General features: G+C 43.6%; 21 protein-coding genes and 1 riboswitch. Of the genes, 2 read left to right on the forward strand and 19 right to left on the reverse strand.

Annotated elements, in window-relative coordinates; translation table 11 throughout:
* Nucleotides 1-80: 80 nt before the first annotated feature.
* The 10 genes from HUE98_RS15945 to HUE98_RS15990 form a co-directional block, all read right to left on the reverse strand.
* Nucleotides 81-2,681, reverse strand: coding sequence for a vWA domain-containing protein (locus tag HUE98_RS15945; protein ID WP_241421583.1), 2,601 nt, complete (start codon nucleotides 2,679-2,681; stop codon nucleotides 81-83).
* On the reverse strand, nucleotides 2,682-3,617 hold the full coding sequence (locus tag HUE98_RS15950) for a type II secretion system F family protein (protein ID WP_241421584.1): 936 nt from the start codon (nucleotides 3,615-3,617) through the stop codon (nucleotides 2,682-2,684).
* 19 nt (nucleotides 3,618-3,636) lie between these two features.
* Nucleotides 3,637-4,608 carry a type II secretion system F family protein gene (locus tag HUE98_RS15955; protein ID WP_241421585.1) on the reverse strand — a complete coding sequence of 324 codons (972 nt, stop codon included), beginning with the start codon at nucleotides 4,606-4,608 and terminating at the stop codon, nucleotides 3,637-3,639.
* A gap of 1 nt (nucleotide 4,609) precedes the next feature.
* Nucleotides 4,610-5,998: a CpaF family protein gene (locus HUE98_RS15960; RefSeq protein WP_241421586.1), complete on the reverse strand. Its 1,389-nt coding sequence runs from the start codon at nucleotides 5,996-5,998 to the stop codon at nucleotides 4,610-4,612.
* 3 nt (nucleotides 5,999-6,001) lie between these two features.
* Nucleotides 6,002-7,210, reverse strand: a complete 1,209-nt coding sequence (locus HUE98_RS15965) for a nucleotide-binding protein (protein WP_241421587.1) — start codon at nucleotides 7,208-7,210, stop codon at nucleotides 6,002-6,004.
* 4 nt (nucleotides 7,211-7,214) lie between these two features.
* Nucleotides 7,215-7,961, reverse strand: a complete 747-nt coding sequence (gene cpaB / locus HUE98_RS15970) for a Flp pilus assembly protein CpaB (RefSeq protein ID WP_241421588.1) — start codon at nucleotides 7,959-7,961, stop codon at nucleotides 7,215-7,217.
* A 50-nt stretch (nucleotides 7,962-8,011) separates the two neighbouring features.
* Nucleotides 8,012-9,049: a pilus assembly protein TadG-related protein gene (locus HUE98_RS15975; RefSeq protein WP_241421589.1), complete on the reverse strand. Its 1,038-nt coding sequence runs from the start codon at nucleotides 9,047-9,049 to the stop codon at nucleotides 8,012-8,014.
* A 14-nt stretch (nucleotides 9,050-9,063) separates the two neighbouring features.
* Nucleotides 9,064-9,462, reverse strand: a complete 399-nt coding sequence (locus HUE98_RS15980) for a TadE/TadG family type IV pilus assembly protein (protein ID WP_241421590.1) — start codon at nucleotides 9,460-9,462, stop codon at nucleotides 9,064-9,066.
* A gap of 33 nt (nucleotides 9,463-9,495) precedes the next feature.
* Nucleotides 9,496-10,068 carry an A24 family peptidase gene (locus HUE98_RS15985; RefSeq protein WP_241421591.1) on the reverse strand — a complete coding sequence of 191 codons (573 nt, stop codon included), beginning with the start codon at nucleotides 10,066-10,068 and terminating at the stop codon, nucleotides 9,496-9,498.
* Nucleotides 10,069-10,486: 418 nt separating this feature from the next.
* Nucleotides 10,487-10,660 carry a Flp family type IVb pilin gene (locus HUE98_RS15990; protein ID WP_241421592.1) on the reverse strand — a complete coding sequence of 58 codons (174 nt, stop codon included), beginning with the start codon at nucleotides 10,658-10,660 and terminating at the stop codon, nucleotides 10,487-10,489.
* 409 nt (nucleotides 10,661-11,069) lie between these two features.
* Between HUE98_RS15990 and HUE98_RS15995 the strand changes: the two genes are divergently transcribed.
* Entirely contained in the window at nucleotides 11,070-11,720 is a 651-nt protein-coding gene (locus HUE98_RS15995) for a class E sortase (RefSeq protein ID WP_241421593.1), read from the forward strand.
* A gap of 90 nt (nucleotides 11,721-11,810) precedes the next feature.
* Nucleotides 11,811-11,896: riboswitch (cyclic di-GMP riboswitch) on the reverse strand.
* A 100-nt stretch (nucleotides 11,897-11,996) separates the two neighbouring features.
* On the opposite strand, the gene HUE98_RS16000 is transcribed toward HUE98_RS15995, so the two are convergent.
* The 3 genes from HUE98_RS16000 to HUE98_RS16010 form a co-directional block, all read right to left on the reverse strand.
* Entirely contained in the window at nucleotides 11,997-12,629 is a 633-nt protein-coding gene (locus HUE98_RS16000; RefSeq protein ID WP_241421594.1) for a response regulator, read from the reverse strand.
* Nucleotides 12,630-12,749: 120 nt separating this feature from the next.
* Nucleotides 12,750-14,576, reverse strand: coding sequence for a sensor histidine kinase (locus HUE98_RS16005; protein WP_241421595.1), 1,827 nt, complete (start codon nucleotides 14,574-14,576; stop codon nucleotides 12,750-12,752).
* A 385-nt stretch (nucleotides 14,577-14,961) separates the two neighbouring features.
* Nucleotides 14,962-15,420, reverse strand: coding sequence for a COG2426 family protein (locus tag HUE98_RS16010; RefSeq protein ID WP_241421596.1), 459 nt, complete (start codon nucleotides 15,418-15,420; stop codon nucleotides 14,962-14,964).
* Between the two features lie 297 nt (nucleotides 15,421-15,717).
* Between HUE98_RS16010 and HUE98_RS16015 the strand changes: the two genes are divergently transcribed.
* The gene (locus HUE98_RS16015) at nucleotides 15,718-16,491 is read left to right on the forward strand and encodes an SDR family NAD(P)-dependent oxidoreductase (RefSeq protein WP_241421597.1); all 774 of its coding nucleotides are present in this window, start codon (nucleotides 15,718-15,720) and stop codon (nucleotides 16,489-16,491) included.
* A gap of 123 nt (nucleotides 16,492-16,614) precedes the next feature.
* Here the strand turns inward: HUE98_RS16015 and HUE98_RS16020 are convergent, their stop codons facing one another.
* From HUE98_RS16020 to HUE98_RS16045, 6 genes are all read right to left on the reverse strand, one after another.
* Nucleotides 16,615-18,480: a hypothetical protein gene (locus HUE98_RS16020; RefSeq protein WP_241421598.1), complete on the reverse strand. Its 1,866-nt coding sequence runs from the start codon at nucleotides 18,478-18,480 to the stop codon at nucleotides 16,615-16,617.
* A 196-nt stretch (nucleotides 18,481-18,676) separates the two neighbouring features.
* The gene (locus tag HUE98_RS16025) at nucleotides 18,677-19,693 is read right to left on the reverse strand and encodes a sugar phosphate nucleotidyltransferase (RefSeq protein ID WP_241423590.1); all 1,017 of its coding nucleotides are present in this window, start codon (nucleotides 19,691-19,693) and stop codon (nucleotides 18,677-18,679) included.
* 100 nt (nucleotides 19,694-19,793) lie between these two features.
* Nucleotides 19,794-21,146, reverse strand: a complete 1,353-nt coding sequence (locus HUE98_RS16030; protein ID WP_241421599.1) for a sugar transferase — start codon at nucleotides 21,144-21,146, stop codon at nucleotides 19,794-19,796.
* 305 nt (nucleotides 21,147-21,451) lie between these two features.
* Nucleotides 21,452-22,225 carry an LPXTG cell wall anchor domain-containing protein gene (locus HUE98_RS16035; protein WP_241421600.1) on the reverse strand — a complete coding sequence of 258 codons (774 nt, stop codon included), beginning with the start codon at nucleotides 22,223-22,225 and terminating at the stop codon, nucleotides 21,452-21,454.
* 141 nt (nucleotides 22,226-22,366) lie between these two features.
* A complete protein-coding gene (locus HUE98_RS16040) occupies nucleotides 22,367-23,665 on the reverse strand; it encodes an SMP-30/gluconolactonase/LRE family protein (protein ID WP_241421601.1) in 1,299 nt (432 codons plus the stop codon).
* 134 nt (nucleotides 23,666-23,799) lie between these two features.
* Nucleotides 23,800-24,450 (reverse strand): CalY family protein, encoded by a 651-nt coding sequence (locus HUE98_RS16045; protein ID WP_241421602.1) that lies wholly within the window; start codon nucleotides 24,448-24,450, stop codon nucleotides 23,800-23,802.
* Nucleotides 24,451-24,472: the final 22 nt, after the last annotated feature.

Below are 24,472 nucleotides of genomic sequence, written 5' to 3' on the forward strand. Positions count from 1 at the left end.
TATTGCATAGACATTACTATCAATATTTTGATTTCCTGTAAATAAATTCCTTTTAAAGGCAAATATTTTAGGGAGATTTGTCAATCCGGGTTAATCATTTTCCCCTCTAATATATTAACCCCACTTTCAGTCCCCTTTCCGGTAAACCTGCGGCCATAGGCATTAACATACTGAAAACTATAATCTCCGGAGGTAAAACTATCCCCGTGATAGAGATTTTTTTGTGTAACCATGAGATCCTCAAATTCAATGACCCCGGATCCGGTGCATCTGATTACCATCAATAAATGTTTATACCTTCCCAGCAGACATTTCCAACCCTGTATAAAAGCAGGGCCTCTTTTATCCCGCAGGATTTCTATAATCAAATCGTAGTTAAAAGTACTCCCTTCAATATAAAAATCAGCATCCTGGTTTTCAGAATTAAAGGTAATCACCACCCTCTCCCTGGTTCTCCCCTTCAACCTTATCTTCCTGGGGGTGCTGAACAACTCATCTGCTGCGTCATTTCTATAATATATCAGGCTTCCCCCCACCCGTATCCGGCGGTAAACCAGAAGCCAGTAAAGTATAAGCCCTACCAAAAAGAATAATAAAAGTACTGCTAGAATAGTTAAAACAACTGCCCCCGAACCATAGGCCAAAGGTATAATTCTTCTTATCAACGCTTCAGGGACAGTGGTTACTTCTAACCCAAAACTCAACTGAGATGGTTGCACCTCCATCAAGCTGTCCACCACCTGAAAATCCAGCATGAGGTTGTAATCTCCCAGGGCAGCATCATCCTTCAGATTATAAGTCAACGCTGCCTCTTTCACCTCTCCCGGCTCCAGTTTAATTCTAGGGTCTGAAAATGAACCCATATCCTGCCCTGAAACCACCAGCAGCGTTTCCTTAAATGGTGAATTGTTTTTTATGAGCAGAGGAATAGAAAACCTGCCCCCGGGGGATGCCCAATGATTATCTTCCTTTAGTTCAATAATTATGGTTCCGGGATGATATACATAAAAACTGCCCAGTTTTTTGTCCAACATAAAATCTGAACCACGATACCGGCCAGAGGCCAAAAGAGAGGCCTGAACCGCCCCCTCCCGGGAAAAACTCAGCCGGTTTGACCAGAAGCCGTCAGCCACCTTGATATCCCCATGTTCCTTTTGTCCGCTGTCAAATAGGGGTAAAGTAATTTTTTCTCCATCTTCATAATCTAAAACCAGCCAAATATGGTCCACCCGTAATTCATTTCCCTCCTGAAGACGGTGCCCTCCCATAAGCAGGGAAGCGGTAACTACCATTTCCTCACCAACATGATAACCTTCCTCTATCCAAAAATCCGTAGTTAGAACAGGAAGGTTCTGCACCGACACTCTAGAGGTTGTAGTGCTGATCAGCTCATCACCCACCAGCACTCTGGTTTCATATTCATATTCACCGGCCCGGTCCACCTGATCAAAGACACCGGTAAAGAAATCCCCCTCTTCCTGTAAAAGCAGAGTTAGAGGCATCAGCTGCCCCGGCCTTTTCAATACTACCTCAACCCTGACCGGTAATTGGGGCAAATCCTGCCCCCGTTCCACCCTCACTCTAAAATTCAAAGGTTCGTTTAAAGGATGCTGGGTTAACCCCACCGCTCCCTGGGTCCAGGCCTTTACATTAGGGTCTAAGTCCCCCATAACCCGTATCTGTTCACTTCCGGAAATAGAAACTTCCCATGTTCCCCAGTGAAGCTCCTGAAACTGCTGCAGATTAAGCAGCATATATCTATCCTCCCGGGTTGTTTGCAGCCCCTGGAAATCCTCCATACTTCCTGCCGGCGGATGAAAGGTAACCTCACACTCCCCCTCCAGGGGATTAACCACCAGAAGATTGATCTGTTGGGTATTCTGATCTACCGTAAAACTAAACCGGCCCGGCTCTTCTTGAAGATTGAAGGTATAATCCACAATGTTTTGACGGTTCCTCAAAGAACTCAAGAGCGCAAAGAAGGCAGGGGCAATTTCCCCCGGGTCACTTAACACATAATCTTCTCCTTTAGTTTCCATGGATATCTTACGCATTACCTGAGGATCTATCTCCTCACTAAAACCTACCGTATATATAGGATACCTTTCCAGAGCGAACCCGGTTACCTCCTTCCAAAGGGATTCCATATATGCCTCCATAAACTCTTCATCGTCCCCGCGGGAAGAGTCGGGATTAGGCTCTCCGTCGGTAAGCATCACGACGACTGGCCTGGCCCCCTGCCAGTCGTTCTCTTTAAATTGTGCATTAGCCATCTCCAATGCTTCTAAAAAATCCGTGCTTCCCCGGGGCGCCAGCCTCCCGGATAAGGCCTCCTTAATCTCTTCCCGCTGCTTCGGATTTTCAATTTTCTTAAGCGGATACACCTCCTGGGCCTCATGATCAAAAATAATAATGCTCAAGTAATCACCGGGGAGCAGAAGATCAATAAATATTTGAGATGACATTTCCCTGAGCCACATAGGGTCTGTATACTCCATACTGCCGGAGACATCAATAATCAGTACAATGGAAAGAGACTCCGGGCCTGTAAGCTCCTGAGCCTTGAGTATTTCTGTTTTTAAAGAAAGCCCTGTAAAAAAAAGAACAATTATTAGCAGGGATATCAGTGCATTTTTTAACTTTACCAAGAAATACCCCTCCATGAGTATATTTTTAGTCATCTAGAACATATCCTGAAACATCTGCATCAAATTAATCACTGCCGGGCCTAATATTACAATAAAAAGCGTGGGCAGTATAAAAAATATCATAGGGAAAAGCATCTTAATGGGAGCTTTCATAGCCGACTCCTCCGCCCGCTGGCGGCGCTTTCGCCTCATGGAATCCGCCTGAATACGAAGAGTATTGGCAATATTGGTTCCTAATTGTTCCGACTGAATGACCGAGGTAATAAAAATACTCAGATCCTGTACCCCGGTACGGTCTATAATGCCCCGAAAAGCATCTTCCCTTTTTTTGCCCCTGCGAATCTCCTCTAAACACCGGCTAAATTCCTTGGTCAGTTCCCCAGGCATTTTATCCACCACCCGCTTCAGGGCCATATCAAAACCCAACCCCGCCTCCACACTGACTAAAAGCAAATCCAACATTTCCGGAAGGGCCTTTTGAATCTCCTTTTGCCTCTGAGCCGCCTTAGAATTCAAAATCATCATGGGAAAATATAAACCAAATAAAGAAGCGCCGAGAGTTACTACTAAGGTCCTGTTTCCCGGCATGGAGAGAATTCTGGTGAAAATCAAAAACGACATAGAAACAAACAATAATGCAGAAACCACTGTAAAAATCAAAAGGTTATTAACGTTAAAGTTTTCTGTAATTCCTGCGTGAACAATCCTTTTTTCTATGCTGCTGAGCATTTCTCTGGGAGCAAAACTACCCAGTATGCTTCCGGCTTTCTGAAAGCCGGGCTGCACAACCCGCTGAAAAAATGTTTCCTCAAAGTCAGTCTCTTCTTGTTCTTGGGGCCCGCCCTCCATAGATTTTATAGCCGCAAGCCGATGAGAAACCTGTATCCTTTTTTTAAAAATAATATTCAACAACAGTATAGAAAATAAAACGGTGGTGCCAAACACTAACAAAAGGACAAAACCATGCATCCCTGTCACCCACCTTAAATTATATTTCAATATTAACAATTCTACGTATGAAGACAATTCCTATAAACTGCGAAAGGGCAGCCATTCCAATCATAATTCTCCCCAAGGGCTCCTGGATCAGCGGAAGCATATATTCGGGATTCAAAACTGAGATAAAAGCGGCTACCCCAATGGGCAGAGCCACGATAATTATGGCAGACATTCTTCCCTGAGCCGTAAGGGTTTTAATTTCCCCCTGAATTCTAACCCTTTCCCGAATAGTATGGCCAATATTATCCAGGATTTCCGCCAGGTTCCCCCCCACCTGCCTTTGAATCAATAAAGCGGTAATGAAAAGATCAATATCTTCATTATCCGTGCGGCGGGAAAAATTCATCAGAGCGTCATCCATGGTCTTACCCAGGGCATTTTCCTTAAGGACCCTGCCGAACTCATACGAAATGGGAGGCTGCATTTCCCTGCTCACCACCGCCATGGCTTGAGTAAAGCTGTACCCGGCCCTAAGGCCGTTGGATATCAAGTTTAAGGCCTCCGGCAGCTGCAAGTTCAAAGTCAGCATCCTTTTATTTTTCTTGATGTTGATGTAGATTCCCGGTAACTTAAAGCTCAGCAGGCCTATGAGCGAGGCTGCCCATACATTCCCCATCAATAAATAAATAAAGAAAAAGACACCGGCACCGAAAAAAAGTACCAGGCCAATAAATTCCTCAGCCCGCATCAGCATATGAGCCTGTATTAAGGTAATTTGAAGATCAGCCATCTTAGAGCCCCGGGAAAAAAATTTGCCCAGCATCCCCATCATCTTTAAAAGCTCTCTCCTGATACCCTCCCCGCGGTTGGCTTCTATCTCTTCAAAAGCTTGTTCGTCCAGGGTATAGGTTTCCAATCTTTGAAGAACCGCCAACCTGGAAGCAAATAAAAAATTATAAATTCCCACAGTGAATAAGACTACCGTGAGAAATGAGACTGACAAAACTAATAAGTGCAGCATATTACATCCTCCTGTGGCCTAAATCTAATGTTCCCCTGGTTTGAAACATAGATTTGTTTATCTGCTCTCCATGGTTTTGTAAGTGCTCCACAAAGGTAGGTATGATTCCCGTAGGCAGATGCCGTCCCAACACCTTGCCTTTTTCACTAAAACCTTCCTGCTTAAATACAAAAAGATCCTGGAGGGTTATAGTATCTCCCTCCATTCCCGTTACCTCGGTAATGTTCACCAATCTCCGTGACCCATCCGGCAGCCGGGACTGCTGAATAATCAGGTGCAGCGCAGAAGAAATCTGCTCCCGGATAGCCCTCAGGGGCAGCTCCATCCCCGCCATCAAAACCATAGTTTCCAGTCGGGATATAGCATCCCGGGGCGTATTCGCATGCAGTGTGGTAATAGAACCATCATGCCCGGTGTTCATAGCCTGGAGCATGTCCAGAGCCTCTCCTCCCCGAACCTCCCCCACCACAATGCGGTCCGGCCTCATACGCAGGCAGTTAATCACCAGGTCCCGGATGCTTACCCTGCCCTTCCCTTCTATGTTAGAGGGACGGCCCTCCAGGGTGACCACATGCTGCTGCTGAAGCTGCAGTTCCGCCGCATCTTCAACGGTGACAATCCTCTCATTTCCGGGGATAAAACTGGAAAGGACATTAAGGGTGGTAGTTTTACCACTGCCGGTCCCCCCGGAAACAATGATATTTATTTTAGCCCTGACACAGGCCTGCAGAAAATGTGCCATCTGGTCATTTAACGTTCCAAACCCTATTAAATCCGTCAGAGTAAAGGGATCCACAGAAAATTTACGAATGGTTAACGTAGGCCCTTTGATGGCCAGGGGGGGTATAATGGCATTAACCCTGGAACCATCAGGCAGCCGGGCATCTACCATAGGGGAACTTTCGTCCACTCTCCGGCCCAGGGGCTTAAGAATTTTATCAATGGTATGCAGCACATGATTATTATCCCGGAAAGTAATATCGGTCCGTAACAGCTTTCCGCCCCTTTCCACGTATACATCCTTAAAACTATTAACCATAATTTCTGTAACCGATGGATCATGAATTAAAGTATTAATAGGGCCAAATCCATAGATTTCATCCAAAACATAATTAACAATCTTTTGCTTATCCCCCAGGGAAAAATGTAGATTTTGGAATTTCAGGACATCATTTAACGTATCATTGATTACTTCAGAAATCTGTCTTTTTTGATAATTGTCCAGCTTATCTAAAGATAAGGAACTTCCAAGATTGTCAATTACGTTCTGCAGAGTAGTAACTGCAATTTCTTCCAGTTCTTTTCTTTTCCTTACCAGGGATTCCTTTGCTGATTTTTCGGATTTCTCAGTTTTGTCAAGATTATTTGAAGATGTAGGTTTAAACAACAAAAATTATTCCTCCCCTCCACCACGGCTGCTTTTCCCCTTTGCCTTTTTGCCGGGGTCTCCTGCTATAATCTTTCTAGCTAAATCCTGAAAACTCCTGCTGATTTTAGCCCTGGGATATAGTAATACCGCAGGAATTCCTTTGTTCAGCGAAGACCCCGCCACCTTATAATCTACAGGCAGCACTGCATACAAACGCTGATTTAATGTAGTTTCTACATCTTTAGGTTTAATCTCTCCCCGGGGCTCCGCTTTGTTCAGGACTAATTTAATTTTATTTTTGGGATAATTAAGCTCGCTTAAAGCCATCAAACTGGTTTTAATATTCCTCACCGTAGATACCTCCGGGGTGGTGACCATAACCAGTAAATCAGCCAGCTCAAAAGCAGAATTGATAGGTTCAGAAAACCGTGAGGGCAGATCAATAACCACAAAATCAAAAAGGCTCTTAAGCATTTTAAGGATCATATCTACCTGCTGGTAAGCAATTAAATCTGACCCTTGAGGCTGAGCATTGACCGGCAGAACCATGATGCCGGAAGAATGAGGAAACAGGTAGCTCTCCAATGATTCCGGGTCAAATTCCGGTATCTCATTAATTGCATCGGATATGGTATAGCGAGGCAGGGTATCCAAGGCTAAAGCAACATTACCAAAATCCAGGTCCAAATCTACCAGGGCTACTGTTCCTTTTTTTTCTTTAGCCAATGACACCGCAAGATTTACGGCAACTAAGGTCTTCCCCACTCCCCCCTTGGTACTGAACACTGTAATAACTTGTCCTTGTTTTTGAAACTGCCTGCCGGCCGTGGATCCGGAACTGCTCTTCACCGCCGGCCTTTTCAATTCCATCTGTACACTGGTATAGATGGAATCCACCAGGGCAGAAGAGGTATAGGGAGAAATAATAACGTCTTTAGCCCCGGCAAAAAGGGCCTTCCTGAAGGTTTCCTCCCTAAGCTCCCGTTCAATAATAATCATAGTTATCCCGGGATATGCCGAAGATACTTTTTCCGCCAGCTGATACCCACCCCCGGGAATATAAGCCCCGATTAAAAGCACATCCGGTGTAAAAGTATTCAAAGCCTCCAGAATTTCTTCAGAGGAATCCGCCTCCCCCATAATTTTTATATCCTCCACAGATGATAGAATCTCAGTTATATTAGCCCTTTCCTCCTGGTCGTCTTCTACGATAATTACATTAATTCTATCCATCTCATCACCTCTCTCTAAAGGTCTCAAAGTTATGCGTTCCGTATGAGTCCAGGTTAACCCTGGTCTCATCCAGAGGTGAACGGAGAGTAAGGTGGAAAACGCCCATCCGGAAAGCAAAGGCTAAAACTTCAGCCTGTTCAGGCCCCACGGCCAGGGTTATGGTACCCACCATTTGGCTTTCTTCATCATCTCTCTGTTGGGTAAAGGCCCCTGCGGCAAGAACGGTTACATTCTGAAGTACCGTGTAAACTACCGTATGTTCCTCCTGGCTTTCCGTGTCTGTATCTGTGTCTTTTGTTTCCCCGATTAAATAACTAACCATGATATCTACTTTATCTCCGGCAGAAATATATCCGGCAACTCCTGACACTTCGTTAACCGGAATGGAAATAGCCCGCATCCCCTCGGGCACTCGATAGGACAAACTGGCTCTTCGATCTTCAGAGGTAACACGGCTGGCCAGCACCTGTTCCCCTTTAATAATATCTGTCCTGGATATTCCATCAACGGCATCGCTGAGGGATAAGATCGCCTCCGGATGAATAGCTTCCGAAGGGAGAGATTCCAACTGCAGCATATCCGCCGTAATCCTGGTATGTTCCGGGATGGTGTTCACCGCAACCACCACTTCGGTATGAGGTATATCGGCAAAAGCGGGCTTATCTAAAGTTTTTAAGTAATAATTCAAGGTAATAACAGTTATTAATCCTAAAATAACCGCAGCGATATAAATTCGTTTATTGTTTGTCAAGATATCTCTCCCTCCCACACATCAACATAACTTACTTTTTTAGTTTAAATTTACTGAACCAAACGCACCATATACATCCCGTAATCATGTGCCGGATCTTGAGAGGAGGATATCCACTCCGTAGCGGGCATGAATACAAAGCTTAAAAACTCACAAATAACAGCCCCTTTTGGAAATTCCTCAGTTAAATCCTGCTTCTTTTCATAACCTTCTGCATATAACCTGGGAGCATTGGGCAGATGAGCATGGACTGAACCTTTGCCATACCATAAATTATCGTCTTTCTCTTTTGTTTCATCAGTAATCACATCAATGATTCTAATAGAGGCAAATCCAACAACCTGAAGTTTACTCTTACCCGATAACTCTCCCACCACTTCAATGATGGGGATTACCCCCTCCATTTTTACCCCTGAATTAGGAGTTTTGGCCCGCTGCATCCTCTCTTCAATGGCATTAACCCGGGATTGAGCATTCCCCGGCTCACTCCAAAGTATCTCCCCTATGGAAACTAGTTCCCCTGAGGGTTCTCCTGTTAGAATCAGGTTAACATCCTTTTTCCCACTGCCCACATCCAAAAGGCCCCAGTTTCCTGGACCTAATTTGGGCGCAAGCAAAACCTGCTCCCCTACCGGCAGCTCTAACCCTTCATCTTCATAATAAATAGGAAGAAGATTATTGAAACCTGTGGGATACCCCCAGATTGCTGAAGCGCTGGCACTAACCATAACATCCGAGAAGCCAATAAGCTTGGCAAAGTATTGTTCCTTATTCACACTGGCTTTAACCTGAACGGCCATTTCTCCATCTATGGTTACAATTTCTACTTCACAGATATCTGCACCGTTTTTATTCTCTCCATATTCTTTAGCAACAATCTTTGCCTGTTCCGGGTTTTGAGTAAGAGCCAATTCTTTTACCCCGGCCAATGCAGCAGCATCGGCTGCGGTAACCATATTACGCCTCTCAACGTACATATCCCCTACGTCAATGACCAGTGCGGCAAAGCCGAAGAGGACAAAAATTGCCAGAGCAAAAAGTACCAGTGCCGTCCCCTTTTCATCCCTTAGTAACTTTTTAATGTGCAACTCCTTTTACCCCCTTAGTAGTCATTATTAAATTCCAGCCGCATAACCGCCTGGGAGGATAGTTCCACACTACTACTGAAAAAAAACCCCACCAATGGATTGATAAAACCACTGACGGAGATGGTGACCTCATCATTCTCATAGGCGGCACTAATGGTATTGTCCGCTATCACAAGTCCCGTATTTCCCACATGTTGAATCACCGCTGACTGAATCTCCTCCTGGTTCCCACCAACAGCAGCCACCCGGGCTCCTTCCCGGGCAGAACCCGTAAGAATAATCTGAGCATTGAACAACCAACCGAATTCGATAATTCCCAGCAGCAGTATTAAAAGGGGGACGGCTATCAATGCAAACTCCACCATGGATTGTCCCTTTTCATTCTTTTTAATTCGAGAAAATAGTTTAAACATCCTGCTGTTCACCTCGTAATTTGACGAATTTTGTTAAAATAACGAAAAAAAACCACTAAGAGCGGTTAACGTACCTAAACCTATAGCCACTCCATAAGGGAAGTATAAGCTGTCGGCTGTCTTTATTTCTTTTTCGGCACTTAACCCCGCATAATATTCATTCAGCTGGGGGCTTCTAAACCGTAGGGCCACCAAAGAAACCAGTGGTTTTAATACAGGCAATATTATTCTTTTTAAGGTAGACAAAAGCTGTCCCTTGACAATCAAAATGACAACAGCTATCAACCCTCCGAAAAGTGCCGTAAGAACAGCAGAGGACAAAACGAAATGCATCCCCTTAAGAGCACCGATGGCACCCATAAGCTTAACATCTCCCCCTCCCATGCCTCCCAGCATGAAAGGAATTAAAAACACAGCTATACCCACCAGCAGTCCGGAAAAACTGAACACAAACCCCTGGAAGGGATTTAAAATGGTATTATATAATAAACCCCAAATCACAGCCGGTACGGTCAAGAAATTGGGGATTTTTTTCTGAGTCAGGTCGAAATATAAGGATAAAACTATTAATATTATGAGGATATAATCGTTTATATTGAAATTCAATTAAAACACCTCTTAAAAGACGTATGTATGCCACTCCTGCTAGATTACACCTCAAAAAGCGTGATTTGTCCTCTAATTCTCACAAATATCACCAACTTTTGCAGATGCATCTATCCTTTTATATTCGGTGGCAAAGATTAAACATCCTGCTAACCACTCCTCCTTTTGCCTGTAATTGATAAATAATGAAAACCAAACATATTTTATTACAGGAGCATGCCTGAAGGCATGCTCCTGTAATTGTTTACCCTGTGTGTCAAAATATCAACGAGTTAGTTTTTACTTTTTCAGCAATATACTAAATAAGTCAACTGTAAAGATAATACTGTTTATGTATAATGCAATAAGTTAATAAGTTAGCACACTGTGTTCTTAGGACGCTGTATTCTTTAGCCTACTAATTTCCCTTAGCTTCTTATTATTCTCCGCCACCAAATCCAGCAACAATGTCATCAAATACCCCAGATATGCCACCCTCTAAAAGACTTAACGCACCTATCAACGCAACCGCAATCAACGCAATAATCAACCCATACTCCACCATTCCCTGTCCTTCTTCATCCTTCCAAAGCCTCTTCATTAATTCTCTCATCTTGTTACCTCCTCTAATTTATATTATAATTTTATTTTTAAGTCTTTTTACTCAAGGGATCCTGCACCAATCAAAAACATTATGCAGTATTTCACTTCTCTAAAGCTTCTCCGTACCTTCGCTGCACTTAAGCTGCTGTCCTTTCACTGCCCTGCATTACAGTCTTTACTATGCCTGTCCGCTTAAACTTTTAGCGAACCACCTCCCCGGCTCTATCTTATCTATAAAATCTAAATAGAATTTTAATTTTTTAGAAATTGCACACGGTATTCATTAATAATTTAATAAACGGAACAATTAACAGATTTGACCAGAATGTAACTTTTGTAGTAAAATTTTAAATATAGATGAACTTATTATTTCAAAAAGATTTTAAGGTTAGTAAATAACTTATAAAAGGATGAGATAAATGCCTGATAATAATAAAGTTAGTAATAATTCTAGAATTAAAAAACTACCTCGGCCCCCCGGTTACTGGATTGGAGCACTTTTAATTATAGTCGGTGTTTCCCTGGTGCTCTTTCCATTTTTAAAAAATTCTTATGAACAATATATTTTGACATCTAAGGCCAGGGATACTATAGAACAGATTAAGAAAGAAAGCCCTTTGATTCTTCCGGAAGAAAATTCCCGGGATAACTTTCCCGAACAGTTATTGCCTAAAGAAGCGGTGTTAGAGATTCCTACACTGAACCTTATAGTTAATATTAACTATGGCATTGAGACAGAAGATTTTGAACATATACCCAGTTTCTACCCTCAAAGTGGGTACCCTATGACGGGAAACGTTTCCATCGCCGGTCACCGTAATGCAAAAAACTTTCGTTATGTTGATGAGCTGGTTAAAAATGATGAAATCAGATTGTACTATGATAATAAGCTTTTTCTGTATTATGTAGATGAGGTCTTTTTAACTCATGAAAGGGATTGGAGTATCATTGAACCTACCGAAACTGCCGCCTTAACCCTTACTACCTGTGACCCTCCGGGCAGTGACCCCACGGACCAACGTCTAATCGTTAGAGCTTACCTCAGCGACAGTATTGAGCTAAAGGATTAGCCCCAAACTTTTTAGGTACCACCTCTCCTTCTAAACAAAAAATTTCCCTGCCAGGTGCGGGGAAATAAGAATTAAAAAAAATAATCCTGTTTCGGCAGCCTGGCGATCTTAGCTTAATAAGCCTTAGACCCATAACTTTGCGCACCAGCCTTTCAACTGGATTGCCCTTTTCCAACAGAAAATATTAAATTATAAATATAAAGTATTTTATTATTCTACAAAAAACATTTAATTCCTGCTATTTTATGAAAATTTTTCTCATTTATTTTTTTTTATTTATTTTTTTCCTATCCCTTTGGATACGGCATAGAGAGCTGCCTGGGTCCGGTCCTTCAGGTTCAGCTTTTCTAAAACCTGTCCAATATGTTTCTTAACGGTATGTTCACTGATTACCAGCTGCTCTGCTATGGTTTTGTTATTGTAACCTTTGGATAAGGCTCCCAGCACTTCCATCTCCCGGGGGGTCAACCGGCTAATGCCATCTTCTTCCCCGGTGGAGTTCTGTCCCATGGCAAACTGGACCACCACCGGATCATAATATTTTCTACCTTTCACCACCAAACGCAGTGCCGCGATCAATTCCTCCGGCAGAGCCTCCTTTAATATATATCCGTCCACCTCCTCCTTCATAGCCTCCTGAATTTCTATCTCATTGGCATAAGAGGTTAAAATAACATACTTACACTCTTTATGAACCTTCCGGCTTTTTTTAATTATATCCAGGCCGTGCTCCCCGGGAAGCCGTAAATCCACCAGGGCTACATTGGGTTTTAAAGAAGTAATTTGCTCCAGAGCCTCTGCTCCGTTGGAAGCAAAGCCTACCACCTGAATATCCTGCTCCAGGCCGGCCACCATTTCAATCCCTTTCCTGACCAGGGGATGATCGTCTATGACCACGATTCTTATCAAGTTTGTTCCTCCTTTCCTTTAATAAGGCCCCACCTCTAAGGGTTAGGGTAGGTGGGCTTATAATCAGATGGGGTAGAGTCTCCACCTGATTCCCCAATGTTTCAGCTTGCTGAAACCAGGTCACTGCACTGCCATCTCTTTCTCTGCAGATAGCGTTGGCACCGTACAAATTACCCTGGTCCCCTTTCCCTGTTCACTATCTATAGTCAAAGTCCCCTGCAGGGACATTATCATTTCCCGCATATTAACCAGGCCCAACCCCTGGTTACGTTTGTACACATCGTCATAGAGGGAAATATCAAAACCTCTGCCGTTGTCGGAAATCTTCAAATTAGACCCAAAAGGGGTCATCCCCAGTTCCACATTAATTTTAGAACATTTTCCATGCCGAACGGCATTTCCCGTAGCCTCCTTTATAATTCGGTAAAAAGCATTCCGAATAACGGGCTTTAATAATTCTTCCTTGCCGTTGACGTTAAATTCAATTATTACCTGGTTAAGATTACCCAGGCTCTCCAGGTACGTTTTAAGCTCTTTTATAAAGGTGTCGTCTCCCCGATGACGGGGGCTCAAGCGGTATATTAAAAAACGGATTTCCTTGGCTGTTGCGGCAGCCAGATCACGGATTTCCTTCAACCGGCTGCGGCAGTCCTCCGACAGAGAATCTTCCTGTTTAGACAGAACATCTACTCCATAAACGATGCTGAACAAATTCTGAGAGATACCGTCATGGATTTCATTGGCGATCCGGTTTTGTTCTTCTATAAGCAGAAGCTTGTCCGCAAAGATATCCGCCAGGTTTCTTTCTATGGAAACAGCACTGAGCTCTGCCAAAAAGCCCAGGGTCTGCATGATTTCATCAATATCCTGTGAATTGCCCGACTGCAGCACCGCCAGCAGTCCGTAGCAGCGGGACCGGGATTTTACCGGCATACATACCAATTGCCCTGAAATATTCAAGGTAGAATCTACCACCTGCTGAATTACAGGTTCCGGAACATCTTGAATCTTTGACCAGGCCTGAAGCAGAGCGGCATGCCAAAATTCCTCCGGAAAGTAACTCCTTCTCCCCCGGACCGAATAAATAAAGTTCTGATCCTGCTCACCGGCCCGGCTGCTGTCCTGTTCAATCCAGAGCACTACCTTTTCACTTCCCGTTAAAGCCTTGGCGTAGGCAGCAAAAAGATTTATAATCTCCTTCAAATCTTTGCGGGTAGAAACAGTCTCCACTGCTTCATACAAAGAGGATATATGTTTTAATTTTTCCTGTATAAGGTGATGGTTTTCTGAGAGGTTCTGATAGGCGGAAGAGAGTTCCAACTGCTGCTGATGCAGCTGCTGGGACTGCCGGGCCATGGAAAGGAAAAGGCTAACAAAGATCTGCATGGCCGCAGTAACCAAAATAATAAAAAGAAACAGGTTGGCTTCCTGAGACAATAACTGCACCACTGATTCCTGGGCACCAAAAAGAAAAAAATTATCCAGTATGGCTGCAGTTAAAAACCCACCTAGAAATATCCAGGTCAAATACAAGGGAAGGCAGGCGCTGGCCATAACCAAAGGATTTAGGGAATATATAATAAAGGGGCTCTGCAGTCCGCCGGTAAATACCAACAAAGCTCCCACCCCCATAGTCTCCAAAGCCACCAGCATCCCCACCACTTTTGGGTTATAGCGGTTCCTATCATAAATGCGAAGGGAAAGCAGGGCTGCAGCAGAAACTAAAAATATAACCGCCAGCTTAAAAACCCAGAGAGATTGAGGAGGCCCCAGGAAATAAAAGCCTGAAGTAAATAACAGGGAAATAAAACGAATCAGTTTAAAAATCTCATAAACCTGTTCCTCTGATATCCTCCCCTTGATAAAATAGCCCTCAAACATCTTCTTAAATATTTGCTTTTTTCCCCTTAAAGCAGTTTTAAAGTTATTAAGATTGGTTTTAATCAAGCTGAAACCTCCGTAAAAAAAAGAAACCGACCTGGATTAAATTGTAGAATTAAAGAAAGAGCTGTCTAATGTGCTTCTTTCTCATAAATTCTACGAATAGGTCAGTTTTCCTTCCTAAAAATAGAAATTATATGATTTTTAGGTAAAACTTTCGCATTTAATAAAAGTGAAAAGAAGTAAAGGCCGCCAAAAAACCGGCAGTCATCAGCAGCAGCAAAATTAAAAACATCTTAAAGCTATCGGCATTATCCATCCATCATCCCCCCCACGGGAATTAGTACTTACCTAACCTTATTATAAGGGGAAAATGGAAAAATTACATTCCTTCAAAGTGTAATATCCAGTTATACAAAAGTATACTTTTCTAAAAAACTAATTACCTGCTTTACCAGAAATGGCCCACTCCCGTCAGCGCCAAAATTTTTGCAGTAAGGATAATTGCCCCGGAACAAACTACCCCTGCCGAGATAATAAAAAAAGAATCCCTGAGGGAAATCTTAAATATATGGGCCGCCACACAAGCAGTATATGCACCGGTGGTAGGAAGAGGTACAGCCACAAATAAAAACAGGGCATACTTTCCGTACTTTTCAAAACTTGCTTTTTTGGAACGGGCTTTTCGAACCATCTTTCCGTAAAGCCCGGAGGTAAGTTTGCTCTCCAGCAGGAACTGTTCCAGTTTCCACAAAATAAACCTGAGAGGAATAATAACGGCAATGTTTCCCAACACACTGATGGTAAATGCCTCCCAGCGGGTAAGCCCCAGCCCAATACCCAGTGGAAGCCCCCCCCTAATTTCAAATATAGGGGTTGCAGACAATATGAACACCTTTAAATAATCCATTTTTTTGTACCTCTTTACGGATCTTTCCCCCTCCAAACCTCTAAAAAAAATCAGTGGAGAGTAGTTCAATCTACTTTATACTACATAATTCTGTTTTTAAAATATTTTTACCTGCTTGTATTAACCACAATTATTATAATTTAGTTACAAACTTTTTTCCATATAATATTAACACACCCGTTAAAATATTTAAATATTATGAATATTTAACCTGCGCTCTCTTTTTTTTGATATATTTAATACATATAGGAGATAGTATAAATGTCTGAACAGCGAAATTTTAAATTTTGAAAGGAGATGCTTATATTGAATATTTTTGATCTCAGCGGAAAAGTTGCTGTGGTAACCGGGGCCTCCAGCGGGCTGGGCCGGCGTTTTTCAACGGTGCTGGCGCAAAACGGAGCCGACGTGGCGGTAGTGGCCCGCCGCATAGAACGTCTGGAGGAACTGGCAGAGGAAATCAGAGGCCTGGGCCAGCGCTGCCTTCCGGTACAATGTGACGTAACCAATGAAGCACAGGTGGCGGAGATGGCTGACAAGGTATTTAAAGAATATGGACGGCTGGACATCTCCATTAACAACGCCGGAACAGCTGCACTGGCCCCGGCAGTGGAACATACCCTGGAGGACTGGAATCAAACAGTAGCCGTAAACCTCACCGGAGTCTTTTTGGTGGCCAAGCACTGCGCCAAAATCATGATTAAACAGAATTACGGAAAAATGGTGCTGACTGCCTCCATGTACGGCCTGGTGGGCAACACCTTCTTCCCCGTCAGCAGCTACCACGCCACCAAAGGTGCTGTTGTCAACCTGACCCGGGGACTGGCAGCTGAATGGGGCAAATACAACATCACCGTCAACGCCCTGGCCCCGGGGTTTTTCCCCAGTGAAATGACCCAGGAATCTTTTAAAATCCCAGAGTTTCAAGAGTATGTAAAGAACATGAGTGTGCTGGGCCGCACCGGACAAGAGGGAGAACTGGACGGAGCAGTGCTCTACCTGTCATCAGATGCCTCCAGCTACACCACCGGAATAACCATTCCTGTGGACGGCGGCTGGACAGCCGTTTAGTGAACTGGTTTCAGCAAGCTGAAAACATCGGGGAATCAGGTGGAGACTCTACTCCACCTGATAAAGCCCCCACCTACGCTAACGCTTAGAGGTGGGGGCCTTATCCCCTAAAAAAAGACCTGTTTACTTATGTTGAAAAGGCAAATAATATCCATAATATCTCATTAACCCACCGGCCATGTCAATGGCATGAACAACTATTTCATAATGTCCAAAATCCAGAGTTCTAACAAATTCAGGAGAAGCCTGATAGGGATTATCCTTACTCAAGGGGGAATATTCACCGCCCTGTTTTCGGTACTGCAGCGCATATATAATTTGGGAGCCCCCTTCAGGCAAAGCACTGATATGGATATCTTTACCCTGCGAAGAAGCCTCCATGCTTAATCCCTGAAAGGGCACCCCTTGATTGGGATCGGTATTCCCAAAGACCACATAACACCCGGCATAGTCACCCTGGGAAAGAGCATGAACTACTATCTCATAAAGCTTCCCATTCACCGCTCCGGTCCAAGTAAAATTCGGGTCTTGAGAATAACCTCTTATGCCAACATAATCATTTCCACTGTCCATCTCTCTCACTTCAAAGGCATACTGCACCTCTCTGCCCCCCTTTGAACCGGCAGTTAACTGCAGAGTTCCAGAGGCATCCCTGGCCACCCCCATAAAAACACTGAACTCCTCCAGGGGCAGGGCCCAGTTCATGGCCACCCAACCAACTTTTTCCAGGGAATTGTTCTCCTCCAGGGTTTTAATTTTATAGCGCAGATAACCAGAATGATACACAGGGCCCTCTAGAACCTCCATTTTTTGCCCGGGGGACAACCTGCCAATGGACTGCCAAGTGTCATTCCGTAACACCAGGCCCGTAGAGGAGCTGTCCACCAGTATCTCACCAGCTTCATGAATTCGATATATCCAGGAATGAATAGGCTGCGGCACATTAAAAAACGTCTGCGGAGAAGGCCTGCCGGTATCGGGAAGCTGGTCCGGCGGGATGGAGGTAATTTCCTGTCCAAATTGGGACTTTGCGATTCTTATCACTTTTTCCTGATAGGCCTCCGTCTTAGTCCAGCTTTGAAATTGATAAGGTATCATGTTTGGATTGTTGCTTTCACACCATCCGTTGTAAGCCCACATGGCAAAATACCAACTTTCCAATGGACGGGGATCACCATCCCCTACCTTGGGAATTATGGCCTGACTGCTGAAGGCATATCCCCACTTTTCCAAAAGAATATCCGTGCCCTCCCGAATGTTAAATTCAATATCATATTTGAGCTTTTGCATATATTCCTGGTCTTGGGATCTGGGCAAAACCTGCATAATCCCCCAGGTTAAACCATCAAAACTAAGTAAAGGCTCTCCGTTATGAAACTGACGAAGGCCGCTTTCCACATAGGCAATTGACTTCAACAAAACCGGGGGAACGCCTTTTTCTATGGCTGCCTGAGTCAGCATTTCCTCAATTACTTCCCGGGGGGGGTTTTCCCAAACACCGGAAGAGTCATAAGTAAACGACTGCTGCCTTGTTACCTCCTTCACCAAATAATCCCCTCTTAAGTTAAACTCATAACACCGTTCCAGGTAAGACCCGGGAAGAGCATGGACATCACCCTCAGCATACAGGGGTACTTTTTCCACCAACCGGCTTTTGCTAACCTCCACAACGCCCCGGTAGATATCCGTTTCCTCCAGCCACAGTTCCCACCGGCCCCCGGCCTTTCCCCAAACCTGGTACATCAGAAGCGAACCGGTGCCTTCAGTCCTGTATATAAGTATAAATTCTTTTTGACCGTCATTATTTAAATCCTCTTCAATAACTTCATACAGCCGGTAATCCTCTATCTTGGTTAAAATAGACTCTCTAAAATTTGTCTCTTCTAAAAGACCGATGGTATATCCCTGGCCCGGGGAATAGATTGAAAAAATAAACAACAGGCTTACTACTATAGACACTATTATTTTATACATTTTTTGCTTTATCATCTTTTCTGCTCCCCCAATTCTTATTAATTCATACTTTTACATCTATTTCCTCATTTTTTCCCAATGTCCTTTTATATTAACTAAATTTGTTAACTAATACAAAAAAAACATATAAAATTTTAAAAAATTATAAAAAACCATCCGGGATGGTTTGTGAAAAATGCATAATCTCTTTTCTCTATCTTTATATTACCTTCTATTTCACCACAATTTTATCTAAATTAAGCGGCTCATTAGATAAGTTAACCCCCTGTGCCACGATGGCATCTGTCAAGCTAATTCCTTCCCCCACACAAACATCATCCCACAGTATAGACCTCTTGATAACCGCACCCTCTTTTACAACGGTATTCTTACCTATCACCGCAGGGCCGTAAATCTGTACGCCTTTTTCAATGATACAATTATCCCTTAAGACTACAGGGCCCTGGATCCTGGAGTCCGGGTGCAGTTGAGTGCTGTTTCCAATCCAGATATTATCACTCAGCTCTTTGCCCGGAATTTCTACCTTCACCAGGCCCATAAGAATATCATAATGGGCCTCCCGATAAACAGGAAGGTCCCCGATATCACACCAGTAACCCTCCATCTGATACCCGGCCATCTTTATCCGGCTTTCTACAAACTTTGGAAAAAGCTGTTTCCCAAAATCATAAAAAGTATCTTCAGGAATATGCTGAAAAACCTCCGGTTCAAATAGATAGATACCGGTGTTGGCCAAATTGCTTACAGCCTCCTCTATTTTTGGCTTTTCCTGAAAGATGTTTATGGTTGAATCTTCATTAAGCTTTACCACTCCGTACTGCTGAGGATTCTCTACCCTTTTTAAGGCCAGGGTAGCGATACACCCCTTTTCCTTATGAAACCGGTAATAATCCTGAATATGTATATCCGTCAAACCATCCCCACTGATAATTAAAACCGTATCATTTTTGAAAAAGCTCTCTACCTTTTTTAATCCTCCGGCGGTTCCCATGAGTTCCTTCTCATAAGAGTAATTCATGTCTACCCCAAAGGAGGAACCATCCCCAAAATACTCTCGAATAAGCTCCGGAAAATAGTGAATGTTCACCATAACCTCATTTACCCCATGTTTTTTTAACAGCCGCACAGTATGTTCCAGGCAGGGCCTTCCGGCCAGCTGAACCATAGGCTTAGAAACTACATTAGTCAAGGGACGCAGCCGGGTGCCTAAACCGGCTGCCAATATCATAGCTTTCAAATATTTCACCTCATTTATTTATTAAATTTTTAATATTTTTAAAGCTGGGCACAGTAATTCCCGCATATACTTTGGGGGTTTTACTTCACCTCTATAATGACTTATCTTTCATCATAAGCACTTTTATGGTCTGCAGCATAATCTTCAGATCCACCACAGAAGAGGACCCACTGGTATAAAGCAGGTCATACCGAAGCTTGTCCTCAACAGAGGTGCTGTAGTTTCCGGCCACCTGTGCCAACCCTGTTATACCGGCCTTCATCAGGTGTCGGTACGAATAACCGGGGATTTCCTTTTCAAATTGTTCTACGAAAACCGGTCTTTCCGGCCTGGGCCCCACAATGCTCATATCCCCTTTCAAGACATTTATGAGCTGGGGAATTTCATCTATCCTGGCCGCCCTTAATATTTTACCCACCCGAGTAATCCTGGGATCATTCTCAGTGGCCAGCACCGGCCCGGTATTCCCTTCGGCATTCTCCACCATGGTGCGAAACTTATAGAGCATGAACAGCTTGCCCTTACGCCCCACCCTTTCCTGTAAAAAAAATACCTGTCCCGGAGACGTAAGTTTAATGGCCAAACCGGTCAGCAATGTGATGGGAAGGGTAATAACCAGGCCTATCACCGCCACAATGCAGTCCAATCCCCTCTTTATCTGCTCTTTGCCGTTATTAGCAGCAGGGCTGATCTCCAAAAGCGGGGTGTCCTTAAGCTGGTTCAACCGGGAATGGTAAATCATAATTTCATATAGATTGGGCACCAAAAATACCTTCCAATTATGTTTTAAGGAAAGCCGGGCAATCTTGCTTTTCACTTCCTCCGGTAAAATCCCGGAAATCAAAATATTGCTGAATTTATCTCTTTTGCAGAGTTCTTCTATATCGTTATATGTGCCTAAAACCGTAAGGCCTCTCTCTGCCGCTGCCTCTGCACTGTCCACAATAATCCCCTGCACACGGTCAAAACTCTCCTTCACTTTTTTCTCCAAAAGCCCGGCCTCACCGGCAGGAGCAATGATCAGCACCTTCCTTTTAGGAGAAAATTTACGCTCCCACTGCAGAAGAATCCAGCGCCATACACCCAATGCCCCTAACTGTAATACCGCCGAACTCAGCACCGTGCCCCGGGGCAGGCTGTAAACCACAATCATGTAGTCCAAAATAATGATAAGAACGGTTAAAAGCCCTATGGATACTATCAGTGAGGACATAATGTCCGACCATAATTTATTTCTAGTGTGATAAAGGCCGAAAAACTTAAACAGCAGCACCCCTGACAGGGTAACCGCAGAGAAATATATGCCGTATATATCCAAATTAACTGTCAGTACTTCCCCATGAGCCCGAAGGTAATAAATAAACAGAGTAGCCCCATTTAACAGAAGGATATCCCCCAACATCTGTAAGTAGTTTAACATTGTCTTTGGTGTATTCTCTCCCACGCTAATCCTCCTACTAATGAAGTTAATCTTTCTAGTTTCTTTACATAACTCCCTAATTCCTGCCTGTAGATGCAGAAGCTATGGCTGACTTTAATTAAATTATAACAAAAAACACCATAAAAAGACTATTTCTCCTAAATAAGCGGTAATCCTTCCCAAATATTAGATTATTATGCAAATTACATAAAGTATATTGCTGAAAAAATTACCCTGTATTAAAAAAAAAAAAACGAACAGGGCCTTCGCCCTGTTCGTAAACTAATTCAAAAATATTTAAGTCTATTCACTGAACCCAGCTGACAAGACTAGCTGCCCTCACCTTTGTTCCTAAACATTCTCTTCAATATAATTCCCGAAAAAATCATCAGGAACCCAAACAAGGTCAGCAAAAAGGCCTGTGTCTCACCGGTACCGGGCAGTTCAGGATCAATGGTTATCTCCTTCTCTTCATCTTTCTTTTTCCCACTACTTCCGGGATCCCCTCCGGGTTCCTCAGGATCAACGGTAATTTCATCCCATAAAGAAACCGTAATGGAACCGGTGTAACGATCACCGGGATTGAGATTTTGCAAATTAAAAAGAGATTCTTCAGGACTGACGGTAACTATACAGGGCAGCCCCTCCTCTTCCGGCCAGGTACACGCTGTAAGCACGGTCATGGAAGTAGACAAGTACGAGCCCTGAAACTCATTGCCGGTCTCCGGGCCGGGAAGATCCACAAAAAAGTCAATGATGACATTTTGCCCCGAGGTAACAGGGCCGATAATCTCAGTAACACTAAAGGGTTGATCTAACCCGCTCATGGGGCCTTGATACAGAATATTCTCCCGGTGGCTCACCGTAAGCACCAGCTGATCATAAAGGTCCCCCGGTTCCCCCCGTTCAGGACTGCCCCCCAGCCATTCCTGCCGCAGCCATATATCCACTGTGGGCTTCTCCTCAGCAGAGGTATAGTAGGGCTGCATCAGCATACCCATACTTGCCAACACCATAAAAACCCCGGTAATAATCATCATAGAACCGGTGCTTTTACTGGGCCTTCTATGCTGTTTGTGAAGTATTCTCCACAAGGTAAACAATTAAGTCAGCTCCCCGGGATATTTATTAAAGCATCCAATACGGAAAAACATTAAAATCAATAAAGTTGGGGACAGGGAGCCATGCCCTGCCTCCCAAGCCTTATTGAAATTCCTATTTTTTTAGATAAGGATACCAGTTACTCAGTCTATGGGCCAATAGTTAACCTGCCATGAGTGATAAGGTGCATTGTTGGAGGACTGAACAGCATCAAAGGTTGTGGTAATAACAAACTGCTTAGCCTGAAACTCATTACCGGTCCCCACACCATCTAAACAGACCTTGATGCAAAGTTCCGCTTCACCCCCGGCACCAAGAAATGTGCCGTTGAGTTCACCCTCGTAATAAATACCACCATCACCTATAAACCAATCTGTATCATCACAGGGTTCGTAAGTTACTACATCAGCCGGCGGAATCCAGGTCACCCAACCTTGACCTTCTATATACTCCTCCCAGTGCCCGCTTATAATCGCTCGCACCCGAACGTTTTTTGTCCCGGTGTTGCGGACATTATATCTTAACTTACTGCAGTCCCCGGGGTTCCAAACACTGGCATAACCAGAGGCTAAGTCATTAAAACTGTAACTCTCATGGAATACAACAGGTGATGTACTGCCATCTTCCGGGTTAATCGTAACCCAATTTTGTCCCCAGGTATGATGACCATAGAGAAGGCCATCAGAACCAAAGGCAAGCTGCAAATTTAATGCATCAGTTGTGGAAATTTCCTCATATATTTTTTCATCAAGGTCATATTTAAAAAACTTTTGAGGGCTGCTGCTGCTCCCGTAAAGGACGCCGTCTCGAATATCTAGAACAATGTCCCCAAATTGTAAATTTCCGCTGGTTATATTTGCATATAATTCGCTGGACTTCTTTGTTCCATCGGGATTAAAATCAACTCTATATAGAGCGTCGGTACCATTGGCAACATACCAGTAATACCCTCTCCCGAAAGTAGCACCGTATATGGTGACTCCCGTTTCTTGTCCGGCATAAAAATCTTTATTTTCTTTTAGATCGTAGAATCTTAGTTCGGTGATACTCTCTTTTTTAATTGAATAGTAAAGACGCCGGTTGGTATTATCAAAAGCCAACCCGTTGGGTGAATATGAATCGGTTGCTCCACTCATATTCACATCAAAAAACTTATGAGCTCGTCCGTTTTGAACGTCTATCTCATATAAACCCCCGGTTCCGTACTCTGCACCATAGAGGTAAACAGCACCGCTGGGATCAAAATATTGGCTCTGTGCTACACTGCTCCCTGCATCGATTTCCACAGTCCCCGCCACAAACTGATTATCGATGGTATTAGATTCCGAAGTGAACCAGGCTAAGGTAGCACCAACCATAAAAATTGCCACCAGGGTTATCACCGAGAGACTTAAAACTATTTTCGTTTTAATATGTATCACCTCCACTAACAAAAACTTCATGTTCCATGGGTTAGATTTAGGCTCAAAGACTGATTAAAATATACTGGAAGCTGCCGGAGGGCAGCTTCCAGGTTTCCTAGATTTTGCAATTAATTCTTTAGGTTTAACATTGAAATATATTACTTATGTTTAATCTAATCGTTATAGCTACCAAATTCATCCCAGTTCCACTGGTCATCGTGGCTGGCCTGAATTGCTTGGAATTTAGCGGACAGAACGAACTTTTTACCCTGGTATACGTTGTCGGCATTGGGGCCATCGAGGCAGACCTTTATGCACAGAACAGCTGTTTCCGGTGTTCCACCAAAAGTACCATCCAGCACTCCTTTGTAGTTAAAATAGAAGATTTCATCATCTTCATCATAAACTAACTCCCAGTCAGCGGGATCAAACCCTGGAGTATCGCTTTCGTCACATATACTAACTTTAGCAGCTCCTAAATTAAATACACCGGCTCCAAAGTCCACGTCTTCAGGAACCCAAGAAACCCAATCGCCTTCAACATCTTCAAACCACTCCATGGTAATATTTCCTCTAAGGGCAACACGCTTGCTTCCCTTGTTTTCAATGGTAAAAATCTTTTTCGCACAGTCGCCGGGGTTCCAGTTTAACATATCAAAACCCTCGGCAATAACAGTTTCATCAGCATCAATCTCTACAGTTCCCGCTACAAATGTGTTATCAATAGCACCGGTTTCGTAGGTAAACCAAGCCAATGTCCCTCCGGCCATGGCAGCTATGGCCATGACAATAATCAACATACTGGTTAACATTTTTCTGTTCATTATTATTCCTCCTATTATATTT

It is taken from the genome of Candidatus Contubernalis alkalaceticus (genome assembly GCF_022558445.1).
Taxonomy (GTDB): Bacteria; Bacillota; Dethiobacteria; order SKNC01; family SKNC01; genus Contubernalis; species Contubernalis alkaliaceticus.